This is a genomic window from Mycobacterium szulgai (assembly GCF_002116635.1).
In the GTDB taxonomy this organism is placed as follows: Bacteria; Actinomycetota; Actinomycetes; order Mycobacteriales; family Mycobacteriaceae; genus Mycobacterium; species Mycobacterium szulgai.
Genome location: NZ_LQPW01000120.1, coordinates 146933 through 164735 on the forward strand (window position 1 = coordinate 146933; position 17803 = coordinate 164735).

Annotated in this window: 16 protein-coding genes and 2 tRNA genes; 5 read left to right on the plus strand and 13 right to left on the minus strand. The window is 64.3% G+C overall.

Annotated elements, in window-relative coordinates:
* Positions 1–212: 212 nt before the first annotated feature.
* Positions 213–1685, plus strand: a complete 1473-nt coding sequence (locus AWC27_RS16865) for a biotin carboxylase (protein ID WP_085671518.1) — start codon at positions 213–215, stop codon at positions 1683–1685.
* Positions 1682–2848, plus strand: a complete 1167-nt coding sequence (locus AWC27_RS16870; RefSeq protein ID WP_085671519.1) for a serine hydrolase domain-containing protein — start codon at positions 1682–1684, stop codon at positions 2846–2848. The genes AWC27_RS16865 and AWC27_RS16870 overlap by 4 nt, the downstream gene beginning before the upstream one ends.
* Positions 2849–2884: 36 nt before the next feature.
* Here AWC27_RS16870 and AWC27_RS16875 read toward each other — a convergent pair.
* Positions 2885–2957, minus strand: a tRNA-Lys gene (locus AWC27_RS16875).
* 197 nt (positions 2958–3154) lie between these two features.
* On the opposite strand from AWC27_RS16875, the gene AWC27_RS16880 reads away from it, so the two are divergent.
* Positions 3155–4357 (plus strand): L,D-transpeptidase, encoded by a 1203-nt coding sequence (locus AWC27_RS16880; RefSeq protein ID WP_085671576.1) that lies wholly within the window; start codon positions 3155–3157, stop codon positions 4355–4357.
* Here AWC27_RS16880 and AWC27_RS16885 read toward each other — a convergent pair.
* Genes AWC27_RS16885 through AWC27_RS16930 form a run of 10 tightly spaced genes read right to left on the minus strand, consistent with a single transcriptional unit; the run spans position 4354 to position 14601 of the window.
* Positions 4354–5112, minus strand: a complete 759-nt coding sequence (locus AWC27_RS16885; protein WP_085671520.1) for a mannan-binding family protein — start codon at positions 5110–5112, stop codon at positions 4354–4356. The genes AWC27_RS16880 and AWC27_RS16885 overlap by 4 nt on opposite strands.
* Positions 5109–5759 (minus strand): tetratricopeptide repeat protein, encoded by a 651-nt coding sequence (locus AWC27_RS16890; protein WP_085671521.1) that lies wholly within the window; start codon positions 5757–5759, stop codon positions 5109–5111. Before AWC27_RS16890 ends, AWC27_RS16885 begins: the two co-directional genes overlap by 4 nt.
* 19 nt (positions 5760–5778) lie before the next feature.
* Entirely contained in the window at positions 5779–7029 is a 1251-nt protein-coding gene (locus tag AWC27_RS16895) for an MlaD family protein (RefSeq protein ID WP_085671522.1), read from the minus strand.
* Complete coding sequence (locus AWC27_RS16900; RefSeq protein WP_085671523.1) at positions 7026–8219, minus strand: MlaD family protein; 1194 nt, start codon at positions 8217–8219, stop codon at positions 7026–7028. Before AWC27_RS16900 ends, AWC27_RS16895 begins: the two co-directional genes overlap by 4 nt.
* On the minus strand, positions 8216–9322 hold the full coding sequence (locus tag AWC27_RS16905) for an MCE family protein (RefSeq protein WP_085671524.1): 1107 nt from the start codon (positions 9320–9322) through the stop codon (positions 8216–8218). Before AWC27_RS16905 ends, AWC27_RS16900 begins: the two co-directional genes overlap by 4 nt.
* Complete coding sequence (locus AWC27_RS16910) at positions 9319–10374, minus strand: MlaD family protein (protein ID WP_085671525.1); 1056 nt, start codon at positions 10372–10374, stop codon at positions 9319–9321. The genes AWC27_RS16905 and AWC27_RS16910 overlap by 4 nt, the downstream gene beginning before the upstream one ends.
* The gene (locus AWC27_RS16915; protein WP_085671526.1) at positions 10367–11416 is read right to left on the minus strand and encodes an MlaD family protein; all 1050 of its coding nucleotides are present in this window, start codon (positions 11414–11416) and stop codon (positions 10367–10369) included. The genes AWC27_RS16910 and AWC27_RS16915 overlap by 8 nt, the downstream gene beginning before the upstream one ends.
* Positions 11413–12885 carry an MlaD family protein gene (locus AWC27_RS16920; protein ID WP_085671527.1) on the minus strand — a complete coding sequence of 491 codons (1473 nt, stop codon included), beginning with the start codon at positions 12883–12885 and terminating at the stop codon, positions 11413–11415. The genes AWC27_RS16915 and AWC27_RS16920 overlap by 4 nt, the downstream gene beginning before the upstream one ends.
* A gap of 5 nt (positions 12886–12890) precedes the next feature.
* On the minus strand, positions 12891–13754 hold the full coding sequence (locus tag AWC27_RS16925) for an MlaE family ABC transporter permease (RefSeq protein ID WP_085671528.1): 864 nt from the start codon (positions 13752–13754) through the stop codon (positions 12891–12893).
* 1 nt (position 13755) lies between these two features.
* On the minus strand, positions 13756–14601 hold the full coding sequence (locus tag AWC27_RS16930) for an MlaE family ABC transporter permease (protein WP_211281653.1): 846 nt from the start codon (positions 14599–14601) through the stop codon (positions 13756–13758).
* Between the two features lie 215 nt (positions 14602–14816).
* Between AWC27_RS16930 and AWC27_RS16935 the strand changes: the two genes are divergently transcribed.
* Positions 14817–15290 carry a hypothetical protein gene (locus AWC27_RS16935; protein ID WP_139837051.1) on the plus strand — a complete coding sequence of 158 codons (474 nt, stop codon included), beginning with the start codon at positions 14817–14819 and terminating at the stop codon, positions 15288–15290.
* Between the two features lie 62 nt (positions 15291–15352).
* Here the strand turns inward: AWC27_RS16935 and AWC27_RS16940 are convergent.
* Both AWC27_RS16940 and orn read right to left on the minus strand, forming a co-directional pair.
* A tRNA-His gene (locus AWC27_RS16940) sits at positions 15353–15428 on the minus strand.
* A gap of 49 nt (positions 15429–15477) precedes the next feature.
* Positions 15478–16125 carry an oligoribonuclease gene (gene orn, locus AWC27_RS16945; RefSeq protein ID WP_085671530.1) on the minus strand — a complete coding sequence of 216 codons (648 nt, stop codon included), beginning with the start codon at positions 16123–16125 and terminating at the stop codon, positions 15478–15480.
* Positions 16126–16213: 88 nt separating this feature from the next.
* Between orn and AWC27_RS16950 the strand changes: the two genes are divergently transcribed.
* Positions 16214–17797 carry a helicase HerA-like domain-containing protein gene (locus AWC27_RS16950; protein WP_085671531.1) on the plus strand — a complete coding sequence of 528 codons (1584 nt, stop codon included), beginning with the start codon at positions 16214–16216 and terminating at the stop codon, positions 17795–17797.
* Positions 17798–17803: the final 6 nt, after the last annotated feature.

Below are 17803 nucleotides of genomic sequence, written 5' to 3' on the forward strand. Positions count from 1 at the left end.
GCCAGCGGTCGCGTCGTTACTCTGCGCGGCAATAGGTTCATGATCCGCGATAGCTGTTCATGCAGAAACCAGCTACGCGTGGTGGTGTGCGCGCGAAGTTCGACGCCGACCTCGCGGTGCCGCAAACTTTCGCGCGGCTACGGGCTGGTCCACACTTGTGGGATGAAGCTATGTGATTACACCGCCGTCGCGCCGACGACAGTGCGGCCGGCGTGACCGGGCCCCAGGGCGAGCCGCGTCGCGTGCTGAAAGGCCTCTCGGACGTACGCGCGTTCTTTCACACCAATACCGTGCCGTTGTACTTCATCTCGCCGACCCCGTTCAATCTGCTCGGCATCGACCGCTGGATACGAAACTTCTTCTACCTGACCTACTTTGACTCGTTCGAGGGCATACATTCACGCGTGTTCGTACCCCGCCGGCGCGACCGCATTGATTTCGAGTCCATGGGCGACGTGTGCAACCACCTGCTGCGCGATCCCGAGACGCTCGAGTTCATTGCGGGCCGAGGGCCCGGGGGCAAGGCCTGCTTTGTGATGATGGACGAGGAGACCCAGGCCCTGGCGCGGCAGGCGGGTCTCGAGGTCATGCATCCGCCGGTGGAGCTGCGTAACCGCTTGGGTTCCAAGACCGTCATGACGCGCCTGGCCGACGAGGCGGGCGTTCCGAGTGTGCCGCATGCGATGGGGCGGGCGGGCTCCTATGAGGAACTGCTGACGCTCGCGCAGAACGCCGGATTGGGTGATGACCTCGTCATCTCGATCCCCTACGGCGCCGCCGGCAGCGGGACGTTCTTCGTGCGCGGCCAGCGCGATTGGGACGAGCACGCCGCTGACCTGACCGCGCAGCAGGAATTCAAAGTCATGAAGCGCATCCGCAATGTCGAGGTGTGTATCGAGGGTGCCGTGACCCGCCACGGCACCGTGATCGGGCCCGCGATGACAAGCCTGGTCGGTTACCCGGAGCTGACTCCGCACCGGGGCGCCTGGTGCGGCAACGACATTTGGCGCGAAGTTCTGCCGCCCAACCAGACGCATGCCGCGCGGGAAATGGTGGGAAAGCTCGGCGACATCCTGAGCCGCGAAGGGTACCGCGGATATTTCGAGGTGGATCTGCTGCATGACCTGGACTCCGACCAGCTCTACCTCGGCGAGGTGAACCCACGCCTGAGCGGCGCCAGCCCTATGACGAATCTGACGACCGAGGCCTACGCCGACATGCCGCTGTTTCTCTTTCATCTGCTCGAGTACATGGATGTGGAGTACGAGCTCGACATCGAGGGGATCAACGCGCGCTGGGAGCGCGGTTATGGCGAGGACGAGGTCTGGGGCCAAGTGATATTGAACGAGACCTCGCCGGACGTAGAGCTCTTCACCTCGACGCCGCGCACCGGTGTGTGGCGCATCGACGACGACGGTCGTGTCTCCTTTTCCCGCACCGCCAACGACTGGGCCACGCTGCTCGACGGGTCTGAGGCCTTTTACATGCGGGTGGCGGCCCCGGGCGACTTACGTTCCGAAGGCGCCCAACTCGGCGTGCTGGTCACCCGGGGGCATCTGCAGACCGACGACTACCGGCTCACCGAGCGCTGCCAACGCTGGGTCAACGGCATGAAGGCGAAGTTCGCCTCGACACCGCTGGCGCCGGCCACGCCGATCGTCTCGCGGCTCGTCGCACGAGCGTGAGCCGCCCGGCCGGAATCTCACTGGACAACTGGCTGTCTGAGCCCTACGCGCGGTGGTCATTTCAGCACGTCGAAGACTTCGTGCCGACCGCGACCATCTCGCGCGGCACTGGGCCCACCGCTGCGTTGCCGGCGGCCTGTGCTCCGCTGGCCGACATCGGCGTGACCCGCACCCGAGGGGTGGATACCACGGTCAGCGCCGTGATGGCCGCGACAGCGACCGACGGTTGGGCAGTTTCCCACTGCGAGTCGATAGTGGCCGAGCACTACCTGGACGGCATGGGAGCCCACACCCGGCACCTGATGTTCTCAGTCAGCAAGTCGCTGGTGGGTGCCGTCGTCGGCGCGCTGCACGAGGCGGGTGCGATCAAGCTTGACGCGCCGGTCACGACATTCGTTCCGGCCCTGGCGAACTGCGGCTACGCCGGTGCGACGGTGCGCCACCTGCTGGATATGAGGTCGGGTATCAAATTCTCCGAGGACTACGACGACCCCGTCGCCGAGATACACCTGCTCGACCAGGCGATGGGCTGGGCGCCGAAGACTAGCCCGGATGGCCCGGCAACGCTGCGTGACTTCCTGCTGACGTTGCGGCAGAAGTCGGCGCACGGCGGTTCGTTCCAGTATCGATCGTGTGAAACCGACGTCCTCGGCTGGATCTGTGAAGTCGCCGGTGCCCAGCCGATGCCCGAACTGATGTCGGAGTTGGTGTGGAGCCGCATCGGTGCTCAATGCGACGCCACCATCGGCGTGGACGCGGACGGCACCGGATTCTTCGACGGCGGCGTCAGCGCCTGTCTAACCGACATGATCCGGTTCGGGTCGCTGTTCTTGCGCGACGGCGTCTCGCTGACCGGCCGGCAAGTGGTGCCGGCGGAGTGGATCGTCGACACCCTCGACGGCGGCCCTGACTCGCGCCAGGCCTTCGCCGCCAGTCCCGACGACACCGAACTGCCCGGCGGGATGTATCGCAACCAGATGTGGTTTCCCTACCGGGGCAACGACGTGGTGTTGTGTCTGGGCATGTGCGGTCAGATGATCTACGTCAACCGCACAGCGGAGGTGGTCGCCGCCAAGTTGTCCACCCAGCCGCACTCTCACGAGCCACACATGTTGGACACGCTGCGCGCATTCGATGCGGTGGCCGATGCGCTGAGCAAGTAGGTCGAGAGAAGGCCGAGTAGCCCGATGAGCGTGAAGTGCGCCGTCAGGGTTTCGAACCCCGGACCCGCTGATTAAGAGTCAGCTGCTCTACCAACTGAGCTAACGGCGCCTTTGGTCGGCCAGAGACCGCTTTGCGACAATAACAGGCATTCCGCCACGGCGCGAAATTCCAGGTGACATATGGCACTGGACCGGCGTGAATCACGCCAGCTTTCCGCGGAGTGCGGCCGCGAGGCACTACAATACTGGCAACAATCCAGGGTCAGCGGTGACCAACGTGAGCGAGATTATCTGGAAGGTCACTTGATGACGCCTTTGCGCAGACGTCGATCGTGGCTGGCTGCGGCCTTGATACCGGTTGCTGTGTTCGCCGTTGCGTGCAGCGGCGGCGGAGCGCCCCCGCAGGCGAAGGTCATCGTCGACAAGGGCACCCCGTTTGCCGATTTGCTGGTCCCCAAGCTCACCGCATCGGTGACCGACGGTGCCGTCGGTGTGACGGTGGATGCACCCGTCACCGTCAACGTCGCCGACGGCGTGCTGGCCGCGGTCACCATGGTCAACGACAACGGAAAGACGATCAACGGCCAGCTCAGCTCCGACGGGCTGCATTGGCAGACCACCGAGCCGCTGGGTTACAACCGGCGCTACACGCTCAACGCCAAGGCGCTCGGGCTCGGCGGTGCCGCCAACCGTCAGATGACGTTCCAGACCAGCTCTCCCGCGCATTTGACGATGCCCTACGTCGTGCCTACCGACGGCGAGGTGGTGGGAGTCGGTGAACCGGTAGCCATTCGGTTCGACGAGAACATCGCCAACCGTGTCGCCGCCGAGAAGGCCATCGTGATCACCACCAATCCGCCCGTCGAGGGCGCCTTCTACTGGCTGAACAAGCGTGAAGTGCGCTGGCGGCCAGAGCATTTCTGGAAGCCGGGTACGGCCGTCGACGTGGCGGTCAACACCTACGGCGTCGACCTCGGTGAAGGGATGTTCGGCGAGGACAACGTCAAGGTGCACTTCACCATCGGTGACGAGGTGATTGCCACTGCCGACGACAACACCAAGATGCTGACCGTTCGGGTCAACGGTGAGGTCGTCAAGACCATGCCGACGTCGATGGGTAAGGACAGCACCCCGACGGCCAACGGCATCTACACCGTCGGCGCGCGGTTCAAGCACATCATCATGGACTCGTCGACCTATGGCGTACCGGTCAACTCGCCCAACGGATATCGCACCGACGTGGACTGGGCCACGCAGATTTCCTACAGCGGAGTCTTCGTGCACTCGGCGCCATGGTCGGTGGGCGCCCAGGGGCACACCAACACCAGCCACGGCTGTCTGAATGTCAGTCCCAGCAACGCGCAGTGGTTCTACGACCACATCAAGCGTGGGGACGTCGTCGAGGTGATGAACACGGTGGGAGGCACCCTGCCGGGAACCGAGGGGCTGGGCGACTGGAACATCCCCTGGGAGCAGTGGCGTGCCGGCAACGCAGCGGGCCCGAGCTAGAGGCGCAGCACCGAACTCAGCGCTGAGAGCGGGATATGCGCTTCGACCGCACCGCCGTCCATGGACCACTGCATGGACCCTGGGGTGAAGTTGATCGGCTCGTCGTGAGCCACCGGGTAGTCGGGCATGTAGAGGATCAGTTCGTCGGGTGTCAACGCCCACGCCCGGTACGCGCCGGAATAGACCTTGTCCGGTGTCCACCGGTCGGCGACGAATGGATAGGTCCCCGGATCGTGTGGGGGCGCAGCCTGATTGAGTGCGTTCTCGATGAACGGTTGGGCCAGCGGCGGTATCGCTGAGAGCGGCGCCAGATCCGCCAGTTGCAGCCGCCGGCCGCTTGCCATGTCGAAGGCGAAGGTGCGAAACGCGTTGTTGGGTCTGGGCCCGTCGGCGTGGTAGTCCTCGTGGAACATGGCACTGAGCAGATTGCCGTGCTGGAACACCTGGTAGTTCTCCTCGCCGAAGCTGTCGGCGGCCATGCGGGCCCCGACGGTCTTCCAGTTATTGACCAGGGTTCGCAGGTAGTCGCGGATGGTTGCGCTGGTGGTCGGGTTGTCGATGAGGTCGGCCGGCACGGCGACCTTGATGTCGCGCACGGCGCCGCGTTCGGAGGTCACCGAGGTGTGGCAGTACTGGCCGTCCCAGTCGCCACCGAGCTCACCGCAGAATGAGGGGGCCGACGCGTGCGCGGTGGCCACTGCGCTGACGCCCGAGATCGCGAGCAGTAGAGACGCCGCGATCACCCTGCCGATCACAGCAGCTGGACCTTGCTGGCCAGCCAGCGGCCGTCGATCTTCTCCATGGTGATCTTGATGCGGCTGCGGTCGATTCGCGGATCGGGCACCGCCATGTTGGTCACCGTCTGGTCGATAAATACCAGCACCACAACCTTATTCGCGGATGCCGACGCGATCGCCGAGTCCACGACCACACCGTGCGCGGTCGCCTTATTATCGATCAGCAGCTGCCGAAGCTGCACGCTGGACTGGGTGTACATGTCCTTGAATTCGCCCGTCGCGCCGTCGAGCACCTGACGGAAGTTCTGGTCGACGTTGTTGGAGTCGATGCTGGTCAATATCTGGGCGTAATTGACGGCCGCTTGCTGGGCCTGCTGGCCGGCGATCATGACCTGGTGCTCCTGCCACTGCCGCCAGCCCAGCAAGCCCGAGACGGTAAGCGAGGCAACGAGCAATACCGGCAGTACGCTGCGGCGCAGATACCGCCCCCAGGGACGCTTACGGCGCTCGGCTTTGTTCCGCTTGCCGAGCAGCGGGCTGTCGTCTTCATCGCTTTCCTCGGCCCCGGTTGCCGCCTCGGTTTCAGGTTCGACGTCTTCGGTTGGGGCTTCTGGCTTTTCGGCCTCGGGCTCGGTGTCCTTCTCGGTCATGGCAACCACAATCATCTCCTAGTGGGGGTAGGTCTTAGTGCGGCGGTTCGATCGGCAGCTGCGGACCCCCATAGGGGGTGGGAATCGTGAAGCGGCCCCTGGGCGTTGGGTCGGTTCTGCGGCCCAGGTCGGCTCCCGGTGGCGGCCCGGCGGTGTCGTCTCCACCTGGTCGCGGCGCGTTCTTGGCGCCCCGGATCAAGACCCCGGGATCGTCGTCGCGGCAGTAGGTGTACATGAACGGCTCGGGATAGTCGGCGGCCGAGGGAATGTAGGAGGGCGTGCCGTAGTCGCATGCATAACGGGGGTAGAGCTCTGCCGTCGCCCACACGCCGTGGTCGTGGAAGGCGCTGGCCAGGGCATCCAGTACCGACCCGCGGTAGTCGGGGAACAGCGCGTTGAGTGCGGGCACCCGCAGATAGAGGAGCTGGGAGGTAGTGGCCATGCTGCCCAGCAGTTGCACCATGGTGTCGGAGTTGTCGGCGAACAAGCTGTCGACTCCGGCCAGCGTATGCGGGGTCTGATCGAGCAGATGCCGGTAGCCGCCTTGCATGCCGGCGATGCCGGCCAGGGTTCGGTTGAGGCCGACGGTGGTGGCGGCCAGCCCCGCGTTCTTGTCGGCAACCAGCGTCAGCACCACTCGGCTGGTCTTGATGATGCTGGTGGTTTGGGGCAGGACCGAATCGAGTGTGGAAAGCAGGAACGTGCCGCCGTCCACAATGGCGGCCAGCTTGCGCGGCCCGTCCTTGCTCATGCTCAGTTCCTTTTTGATCAGCTCGATCTTGCGCGGATCGACCTGGGCCAGCAGTCCGTCGGCGTCGCTGAGCAGTTGCGCCAAGCTGACGGGGACCGTGGCCCGGTCCAGCCCCAGGACGCTGCCGTCGAGCAGATACGGCCCAGCATCGGAGGCGGCCTCGAAATTGAGGAATTGCTCGCCGGCCGCAGATAGTGCGGAAACGTGGACGACGGCTGATGATGGAATCTTCACCCGCGACGTGATCTTGGCGACGGCGTTGACGCCGCGGTCGGTGATCTGCAGCGATTCGACTCGCCCGATCCGCACCCCGCGCAGCGCGACATCCTGATTTGGCAGCAGCCCAGCCGATTCCGGTAACTCGACGGTGACCTGGTAGGTCGAAGCGAACGGTGTCACGCGCAACGCTCCGGCCAACAGGTAGGCGGTCGCAACGACCAGGGTGAGCAATAGTCCGGCCACCGACAGCCAAGTCTGGCGCCGGTGGCCCGCACGCACCACGGCGACAAGGACATTGGCGACGGCCCCGATCATGGCGGTGGTCCTGGAGCCGGCTCGATACCGCCGGGGACGTTCGGATTCGGCAGCAACGGGATCTGCGGCGAGTTCGGCCCTCGTCCCACGACTCGTTCCTGCAGGCGCCACAGGGTGTACTTCAGCGAGCCGATGAACTGATTCCAGTTGTACCGGTGTGGTCCGTGCAGGCCGATATCGCCGGGGAACCCGATGTCGGGTATGGATCCGAGCACCAGGCGGTCGACGTTTGCGCGTACCGAAATCGAGCCTCCCGCAGTGGTTTTGACCATCGGTGGGATCATCCGGTTCAGCGGGAGCCAGCTGGTGTCGGGGCTTACTGCGATGTCGTTTGCGGCCCCGGCGATCGTGTTCAGATCGCCGATGATGCTGCGTCCGCTGGTGTCGGTTCCTGCGATGGAGGGAAACCGCGCCAGCAGGCGGGTAGTGTCGCCGACTTGTTCGACCAGATTGGAGAGCTCGGTGGTGTTGGCGGCCAAAGCATCGGTGGCCGGGCCGGCCGCCGCCATCAGTTCGGAGATGGTCTGGTCTTTGCCGTCGAGTTCTTCAGTCAGACGCGATAATTCGGACAGCGCGGTCGAGATCTGGGTGGACCGGGAGTCCAGCGTGCCGAGCAGCTGGTTGGACCTGCGCACCAGATCGCCGAACGCCTGCCCCTGGTCGCCGGTGGCTTTGCCGAGGCCGTTGATGATGTTGGTGAAATTGCGAACGGCTCCGCCGTTCACCAGGATGGCCGCCGAACTCAGCACGGACTCGACCGTCGCTGCCGCTCCCGTCGAATCCAAGCCAATGGTGTCGCCGTTCTTCAGCATCGGCATAGTCGGCTGGGCGGCAGCGGGCGGCCCGGGTGGCTTGAGGGCCACGAACACGTCGCCGAGTGGTGTGGCGGTGCGCAATTCAGCGGTGCTGCCCCGCGGCAGTTGCACACCGTTCACGATGCGTAGCGTGGTGACCGCGGTGTAGTTGCGTGCCACGATGGATTCAACCTGACCGACATCGGCGCCGGCCAGTTTGACCTTCGCATTCATCGGCAGGTTGAGCGCGTTGGAGAACACCGCCGTCAGTGTGTACCCCCCCGAGTCGAGCCCCGGAGCCGGAAGCGGCAGGCTCGCAAGGCCATTGGTGGCGCAACCTGAAGTGAAAACCACGCTGGCCGCGATAGCTGCGGCAGCCCTACTGCGGCTAGTCATTTCTGTCCCATGGCTGCCATGCCGTCCAGCACGTAGGTCAGCCCGAAATCGGGCCCGAAGTCCTGCAGGGTCCCGGTGCTGCAGCCCAATTGCCGCAGACCCATCATTTTGCAGACCTCTTTGACCACCTGGCTGTCGAATATCATTCTGTCGGTGAGGAAGTGCGCCCGGACGGATCCGTTGGCCCGATCGATCGCGTTGTAGCCGTTATCGGCGACCAGCGGGGCCAGATCGAGTATCTCGGCGAGGTCGCGTTGCTGATTGGCGACCGTCTTCAAGGTGGTGCCGGTATTGAGCAGGGTCTGCCTGATCGCGTCGCGGTTGGCGTCGAGCAGGTCTGCGGCCCGCTGCACCAGTTGATCGAGCTTGCGGCCGGTACTGCCGCTACCGAAATCCTCGTCGGCCAGGATTTGGCTGACCTGGTGGATGGTTGACGCGAATTCGCGCAGCTTCGCGTCGTTGGCGGCCGCGGCGTCGAACAACGAGCTGATGTTCTTGACGATCGTGGTGATCTGCTCGCGGGTCTGTGCGCCGCCGTCGCTGCTCAGTCGTAGGGCCCTGGACAGTTCGTTGAGTGCTCCCTTGATCTGGCCGCCGTTTCCGTCGACAACTCCGGCGCCGCCGTCGAGCACATCGGCGATCGGGCCACCGCCACGGCCGTCTCCTTCGAGTGACTTGACCACCTTGTCCAAAACGCTGAGCACCCGGCTGAATTCGACGGGCGTCTTGGTGCGGGTCAGCCCGATGGTGTCGTGGTTCTGCAGGACCGGACCGCCGCGGTACGGCGGGGTGAGCTCGATTTGTCGATCGGTGAGGATGGACGTCGACACGGTGACGGCCTGTGCATCGGCGGGAACGCTGACGTTGCGGTCGATGCTGAACTCGACTTCGACGTAGCCGCCCTTCGGGATGATTCTGATGACTTTACCCACCGGCATGCCCAGCACCGCAACCGCGTTGCCCTCGTATAGGCCTGCGGCACTGTCGAATTGGGCTGTGACGATGATCGGGTCGTCCTTGGCGCCCAGATACCACCACCCGGCGCCGATTGTTGTCGCCACCAACACCGTGGCGACAACAATAACCAGCACCCTTGCTTTCATTTGCAGTCCTTGAAATACGGGATCATCCCGAACTGCTGGGCCCGGCCACTGATCGCACACATCCACGAGTCGACGAGCATGCCGCTGGGGGCATTGAAGTTGATCGCGTTGCCGTCACCGGTGATGTTGGCCACCTCGCGGAAGAAGACGGGACTGACCTGCAACAGGTTGCGCAGCAGGTCGTCGTGTTTGGCCATCAGATCGGTGAACTCGCGCATGTCTTTGACCAATGCGTCCACCCCCGACCGATCCTTGACGACGATCCTGCCCAGGATGTCCACGAGGCTCCTCAGCGATTGCATCATGGCGTGGAAAACGACTCGGCGCGCGACGAATTGGCCCATCAGGTCCTGGCCCTGGGTGACCAGGTTGCCGATGTTGGCTTGCTGGCGGCGCAGCGTGTTGGTGACCTGTTCAGTGTTCTTGAGCAGTTGCCCCAGTTGGTCGCGCCGTTGCGCGATGATCGACGACAACGTTTTGATGTTCGTCATAGCCTGCGGCACTAGCGGGGGCAGTCGTTCGAGTTGCTTGCCGAGCACGGCAAGCGATTGGGCGAACCGGTCGGAATCGACCTGCTCGAAGGTGGTTGTGGCGTCCTTCAGTGCGGTCTGCAGGTCGTAGGGAACCTCGGTATGGCCCAGGTCGAACGTGTTGTGCGGCAGCGAACCCGGGCCGTTGGGTTCCAGTGCGAGATAGCGGGAACCGAGGATGGTGGTGACCTTGATGGTCGCCTTGGAGTCTTTACCCAGCACGATGTCGTCGCGAACCTTCAGGCCCGCTTCGACGTGGTCGCCGACGAGTTTCATGCTGGTGACGGTGCCGACCGGGATGCCCGCAATCGCGATCGGGTTTCCGGGCCGCAGCGCGGCCGCTTGGACGAACTCGGCAGTGTAGTGCCGGTACCCGGCGCCGACGAGATGGACCACGAGCATTCCCGCGATCACCACCGCAACCACCGCGACGGCGATGAACCCAAGCCAAGTCTTGTTGTAACTCTCCAGCGGACGCTTCTTGGGCCGCTTGAGCCGAACTGCGATCGACGCCTCAGCCATTGTTCCTGCACTTAGGGCTGTGCCACGCTGCGTTGCCCGGCGTGGCCGCATTGACGATGATCGGCAGCACATCGTTGAGGCCTGGGAAGAAGCCGAGAAAGTTGACGTCGCACACGTACGCGTTGCCGTAGGCGCCGCCGTTGCCGACGCGAGTGAGTCCCTTCAACATCAGCGGTATGTTGTCGCCGAAAAACGCCACCTGAGGTTCGACGCTGAGGATATGGCGGGCGAAACCTGGCTGGCGATAGATGAATTCGGCCAACGCCGGGTATACGTCGCGGGCAGAGATCGATAGCCGGCCCAGCACCCTTGCCAGGGAGCCGGTAGAGGCGACCAGCTCCGGGCGGCGCCGGTCGAGGACGGACACCGCGTCGCGGGTCTGCGTGATGACACCGTCGAGGTTGTTGTTCTGCGCAGCGAGGTTGGAGATCACCTTGTTGAGGTTGGTGATCACATCGCCGAGGGCCTGGTCTCGTCCGGCGAATGTCTCGGTGAGCGTGGATGTCTGGCTGATCAGTGTGGCCAGCGACGAGCTGTCGCCCTGCAGCGATTCGATGACGCCTTTGGTCAGGTTGTCGGCGTCTTGCGGGTTGAGCAAACTGAACAGCGGCTCGTAGCCGTTGAGAAGTACGGTGACGTCGAATGAGGGCTCGGTTCGCTGTAGCGGAATGACGCTTCCCGGCGGCAGCTGCTGCGGACTGCCTTCCTTCCCCAAAGACAGGCCGAGGTAACGCTGCCCGACGATGTTCTGGTAAGTCACCGATGCGACGGTGTTGCCGAATAGCCGCTGATCGTCCTGTACCACGAACGATACTTTGGCCAATTTGCCTTCCAGCTCAACCTTTTCGACCCGGCCCACCCGAACCCCGGCCATCCGGACGTCGTCGCCGTCCCGCAATCCGTACACGTCGCTGAACACCGCCCAATACGGCGTCGTCTTCCCGGCCACGTCGCGGCGCAGACTCACATACACCATCCAGGTGAGCGTCGTCGCGACGACCATGAACACCGAAAGCCCGATGAAGGCGCCGCGGGATCTCATTTAGACCTCGACACAGTGGTTCCGCGAGCGAGCGGGCCGAGTAGCAGCTCGGTAGCGACATTGGGCTGCTGGCCGGTGATCACCGCCAGCGCGTTGCGTTCCTGCTGGCTGCCGACGGGCCCGACGTTGCCGCCGATATTGCCGCCGACACCCCCGCCGTATGACGATGGCGCAGCTGTCCCGGGCACCGGAGGCGACGGCGTAAGCCAGGGCGGCAGCGGCGGATTGGGATCGGTCAGGTTCGGGTTGGGGTTGATCAGTGGGGGGCCGACGGCGACGAGATTGCCGTCGGGTCCGATAACTGTTCCCGCCGGGGGAGCCAGATCCATGGGCGGCTGATAGTTCTGCGGAAGCAGCACTTCGGGGAGATCAGGCCGGACCGGGACCAGCGGGGCGGTGAAACAGCTGGGTCCCTTGAGCTCGCCGTAACGTGGGCAGTCCGCGCGCGTGTAAGAGTAGCTCCGCGTGAACGAGAGGTTCACGCGCATGTTTCCGGTGCCGCTCTCGGGCACCCAGACCTCGTCCATGAATTTGGTCGCCAGGTTGTCCAGCTTGACCACGGCGGGCAGGAAGTTGTTCGACTTCAGCGCCAGGACACCCAGCACCGGGGTGAAGTCGGTGGTGATCTTGATGAGCTGGTCGATGTGGTTGTTCAGCGATTGCTGCGTGGTGGCGATCGTGTTGTCGGCGCCGGAGACCAGCGCGGCCAACTGTGCGCGCGTCTGGGCGAAGGTCCGCATCGGTTCGACGGCCTGATGCAGTGCATCGACCAGATCCGGTGCCGTCGCCTGCAGCCCGCGGGTCGCCTCGATGAGCGCGGACACCGTCGAGGGGCCGGTATCGGTTGCGACGATCGAATTGAGTTGATCCAGCAGGCGATTCAGCTGTGCCGCATCGTTGAGCAGGACTACCCGACGATGATCGGTGGCGGCAGCGAGCGCGGCCAGGATACCCAGCGAATTGTCGTCTCGGCCGCGTCCGGCCGCGGCGAGCAGGTTACGCAGCTTGGTGACGGTGGTTTGAAACAGAACCGTCGGCAACTGCGTGTCTTCGGCGATGTGCGCGCCGGCATGGATGGCCGCCCCGGGACCGTTGCCCACCAACTGAACTGACGACACGGCGAAGACATTGCTGGGCACCACCCGCGCGGTCACCGCGGCCGGGATCGATTTCGCGTATTCGGGTTTGAGGTTGATCTGGACGTAGTTGGGTTTTCCGTTCGCCGCGGGAACGACGTCGTTGACCATGCCGACCAGCACGCCGTGGTACTTGACATCGGATTTCTGCGGAAGGCCGTCGCCGACGTTCACCAGATCGGCCACCACGCGCACGTAGTCGTTGAACCGGCCGGTGGACTTGGCCAACAGCGCGACGGCGAGCAGCGCGGACACGATCACAACGGCGACCCCGCAGCCCAGTAGCTGGCGGTCCGACGGGCCACGTCCATCCAGTTCAAAAGAATTGGGCATCGGCGCTAACCACCGAACCTGGCGCCGGAGTCAGCGCCCCACAGCGCCATGGTGAGCAGCATGTTGACGATGATCACGACGGTGATGCTGGCCCGCATGCCATGTCCGGCGGCGACCCCCACACCCTCGGGTCCGCCGCTGGCATAGAAGCCGTAGTAGCACTGGATGGTGGAGGCGATCCACACGAAGATGACGGTCTTGAGCAACGAGAAGGCAATGTCCTTGCCGGCCAGCATCAACGAAAAGTAATGCAAATAGGACCCATTGGAGCCACCACTGCTGACGGTGACCACCAGTTGGGTGGTCAAGTAGCCGATCGCCAGGCATGCGGCATACAGCGGGATCATCGCGATCACCGACGCCATCAGCCGGGTGGTCACCAAGAACGGAATCGGGCGAATGGCAATGGATTCCATGGCGTCGATCTCTTCAGCGATTCGCATCGACCCCAGCTGCGCGGTGAACCGGCAGCCAGCCTGCATGGCAAACGCGAGCGACGCCATCAGCGGCGCCAACTCGCGGGTATTGACCAGCGATGAGATGAAGCCGGTGGCGGGACCAAGGCCGAGCAGTTCGAGGAAGTTGTAGCCCTCGATGCCGACCAGTGCGCCGACGGTCATACCGAGCACAACCGCCACGCCGGCGGTGCCGCCGCCCACCACGATCGAGCCGTTGCCCCAGGTGATGTTCGACAGCAGGCGCAGGAATTCGCCGCGGTAGTGGCGCATTGCGATCGGCACGCCGGCAAGCGCCCGGAAAAAGAACACCAGCATGTGGCCGACCCGAAGGATTGGCCTGGTGGCCCGGCGGTAGACCTGGGTCAGCCGGTCGGTGATCGGTGCCAGCGGTCGGTAAGACGAGACGGCCACGTCACAGCCCCGTCCGCGGCGCCAGCATGATGTGCAGTTGACTGATCGCGACGTTGACGATCATCAGCACCAGGATCGACTCGACGACGGCCGCGTTCACCGAGTTTGCGACACCCGTCGGGCCGCCCTTGGTGGACAGTCCTTTCTGCGCCGACACGACGGCGACGATGGCGCCGAAGATCATCGCCTTGAGCAACGCCAGGATCATGTCGTCCGTCGTCGCGAACGACGCGAACGTGGCCACGAAGCTGCCCGGCGCACCATCCTGGAAATACACGTTGAACAGGTAGCTGGCGAAAAACCCGACGAAGCACACGACTCCGGTGAGCGCGACGCCGATCATGATCGCCGCCGCGAAGCGCGGCACGACCAGGCGGCGGATCACCGATACGCCCATTACCTCCATGGCATCGGTTTCCTCGCGCATCGTTCGCGAGCCGAGGTCGGCGGTGATGGCCGAGCCAACGGCCGAGGCCATCAGGATGGCGGCCACCAGCGACGCGCCCTGGCGGATGACCGCGAGTCCGCTGGCCGCGCCGGCGAGCGAGACCGCGCCGACCTGGCCGGCCAGCAACGCGAACTGAATCGACAGGGTGACGCTGATGGGCAGGGACACCAGAATCGTCGGCACCACGGCGGTGCCGGCCATGAACGCGCCCTGCCGCACGAACTCCTGCCATTGGAAGCGGCCGGTGACGAGATCGAAGAAGAAGTATTGAACGGTGCGTACCGCGAGGACGAACTGTTCGCCGACCGTGGTGAGCGAGGCGAGTGGGTGGCGTTTGACGTACCCGACAGCCCAGTCGCCGATGGCGTCGACGCCGTCGTCGGTGCGTTCACCTTGCAATGCGGGCGCTCTCCCACAACTAATGTGCTGAACCCGCAGCTCATCCGGGTTTGCGGTAACACGCTAGCGCAGATGACAAAGGTTTGGAGCCGAGATGGTTCGACGAGGGCCCTTGGTCTTCTGCGCATGGGATGTCCTGGGTACAAGACGCACTTGTATCCCTGCAAGAACGCGGTGGCTGCCGGGGTGTCGTCGCCGGACGAATGATCAATGCCATGAACACTTCAGCAAAGACCGAATTCCAGAGCCGCGGCATGGCCGCTGCGCTGCTGGCCACGGCGATCATCGCGACCCCAGTGGGTCTGGCGGCACCGGGCCACGCCGACGGCGGCCAGCCGGCGTCGCCGGGCACGGCAACGCAACTGCAATCGCTGATACCTACACCGGCGAACACCCAGCACACCGACGGCCCGGCCACCATTGCCAACAACGGCATCCGGATGCACTTCATGGTCAACGGGGCAGCAATGGCCGTTCTGGACGCGTACAAGGCCGAGCTAGAGGGCATGGGCTGGACGGTGACCGTGGCGAGTTCAGGTGGTTGGGGAGGAGCCGGCGGCGCCACCTTCACCGGGACCCACGGCGGAAGTTATGGCGTATTCAGCGGAGGAGGCTCCGGTGGCGTCACCGACGTCAAGTCCTGCGCGTGGCCGGCACAGCCCGCGAACCCCAACTGCGGTGGCGGCTGATTCGTCGCCGCACAGTCAGGCGAAAGCAGAAGGTCAGAGGGTAGAAATACCCTCTGACCTCATGGGGTGAGTGACGGGACTCGAACCCGCGACATTCAGGATCACAACCTGACGCTCTACCAACTGAACTACACCCACCATGACCACCGGCCGGCCCCGAGAGGCGCAACGAGCGGCGACGTCGATATTAACCGCTTGGACGCTCGTCGGCCGAATCAATATCTTCCGGCGTGGCCTCCGCGCCGGAAATTTCGGCGACCACCGCCGCAATTTCGCTGGTAGACGGGCCTGGCGGCGGCACGAACGCAGTGCGCCGGTAGTACTGCAATTCGCGGATGGACTCATGGATGTCAGCGAGCGCCCGGTGCGCGAGCCCCTTGGGCGGCTGGCCGAAGTAGATCCGCGGGTACCAGCGTCGGCAGAGTTCCTTGATCGAGCTGACGTCGATCATCCGGTAGTGCAGGAACCCGTCGAGCTTGGGCATGTCGCGGGCGATGAAGGACCGGTCGGTGGCGATCGAGTTGCCGGCCAGCGGCGCCGTCTTGGGTTGCTTGACGTGCTCGCCGATGTAGTCGAGCACCATCTGTTCAGCCGTCGCGAGGTCGACCGTGGACGCCCGCACCTCGTCGATCAGCCCTGATCGCGAATGCATTTCGGCGACGATCTCGATCATCGACGACAGCGCGGCTTCTTCGGCGTGGATCACCACGTCGACCCCGTCGCCCAGGATGTTCAGATCGGCATCGGTGACCAGCACGGCGATCTCGATCAGCTTGTCCGAGCCCAGATCAAGCCCGGTCATCTCGCAGTCGATCCACACCAATTCGTCGCGCACAGCGCTCAGCGTAAGCCCATGTGAGGCCCCGCCCGTGGATTCCCCTACACAAGTAGTGTGATGCTTTGCCGCACTGCGAGGGGAACTGATGAGCACTGAATCGGCAGCGGGTGGGCCCGACGGTCCTGCGAAGCGGATCTCGGCCGGTTATGCCGTCGCCGGCCAAGCGCTGGAATTGGGCACCGTCGTCGTCGATGGCCAAGCCGATCCGGCCGCGCAGATACGTATTCCGCTGGCCACCGTCAACCGTCACGGTCTGGTGGCCGGGGCCACCGGGACCGGCAAGACGAAGACGCTGCAGCTGATCGCCGAGCAGCTCAGCGCCGCGGGGGTGGCAGTGCTGATGGCCGACGTGAAGGGCGATCTGTCCGGCCTGGCGCGACCGGGGGAGGGCAACGACAAGACCGCCGCGCGCGCCAAGGACACCGGCGACAACTGGACACCCACGGCGTTTCCGGTGGAGTTCTTGTCCCTGGGCACCGATGGCATCGGCGTTCCGGTGCGCGCCACCGTTTCCAGTTTCGGCCCGGTTCTGTTGTCAAAAGTGCTGGGGCTCAACGCCACTCAAGAGTCGACGCTGGGGCTGATCTTCCATTGGGCGAAGGAAAACAACCGCGCGCTGGTCACGCTGGACCAGTTGCGCAACGCCATCAGCCATCTGACCAGTGAGGCGGGCAAGGCCGACCTGAAATCCCTCGGCGGGGTCTCGTCGACGACCGCCGGTGTCATCCTGCGGTCGCTGGTAAACCTCGAAGCAGAAGGCGGTGACACGTTCTTCGGCGAGCCGAAGCTGGACCCACAGGATCTGCTGCGTGTCGACGACCAGGGCCACGGCGTCATCTCGCTGCTCGAATTCAGCGGGCAGTCGTTGCGTCCGGTCATCTTCTCCACCTTCCTGATGTGGGTGCTGGCGGACCTGTTTCAAGTCCTGCCTGAGGTCGGTGACGTAGACAAGCCCAAGCTGGTCTTCTTCTTCGACGAGGCGCATCTTTTGTTCACCGATGCCTCCAAGGCATTCCTCGAGCGGGTCGAGCAGACGGTCAAGCTGATTCGTTCCAAGGGCGTCGGTGTTTTCTTCTGCACCCAGCTGCCCACCGATCTGCCCAACGACGTGCTCTCCCAACTCGGAGCCAGGGTGCAGCACGCATTGCGCGCGTTCACTCCCGATGACCAGAAGGCGCTGAGCAAGACCGTGCGCACCTATCCGAAAACAGATGTCTACGACCTGGAGTCGGCGTTGACGTCACTGGGAATCGGTGAAGCGATTGTCACCGTGCTGTCCGAGAAGGGCGCACCCACACCGGTCGCCTGGACACGCATGCGAGTACCACGGTCGCTCATGGCCGCCATCGGTACCGACGCGGTTGCTGCCGCGGCCAAATCAAGTCCGCTGCAGGCCAAATACGGCCAGACGATCCAGCAGGCAACGGAACCTCAAGTGCCCCAACAGGTCCCGCCGCCGCAGGAAACGCCGCAGCCGCGCGGACAATACGACCCGCTGCCGTGGCCCGACCAACTCGAGGTGCCGCCGATGCCTGCGCCCGCGGAGCCGCAAGGTCCCGCCATGTGGGAGCAGGTACTGCAGAACCCGACGGTGAAAAGCGCGATCAACACCGGGGTACGCGAGGCGATGCGCAACCTGTTCGGCAGCGGCCGGCGTCGCCGGAAATGACCCGGC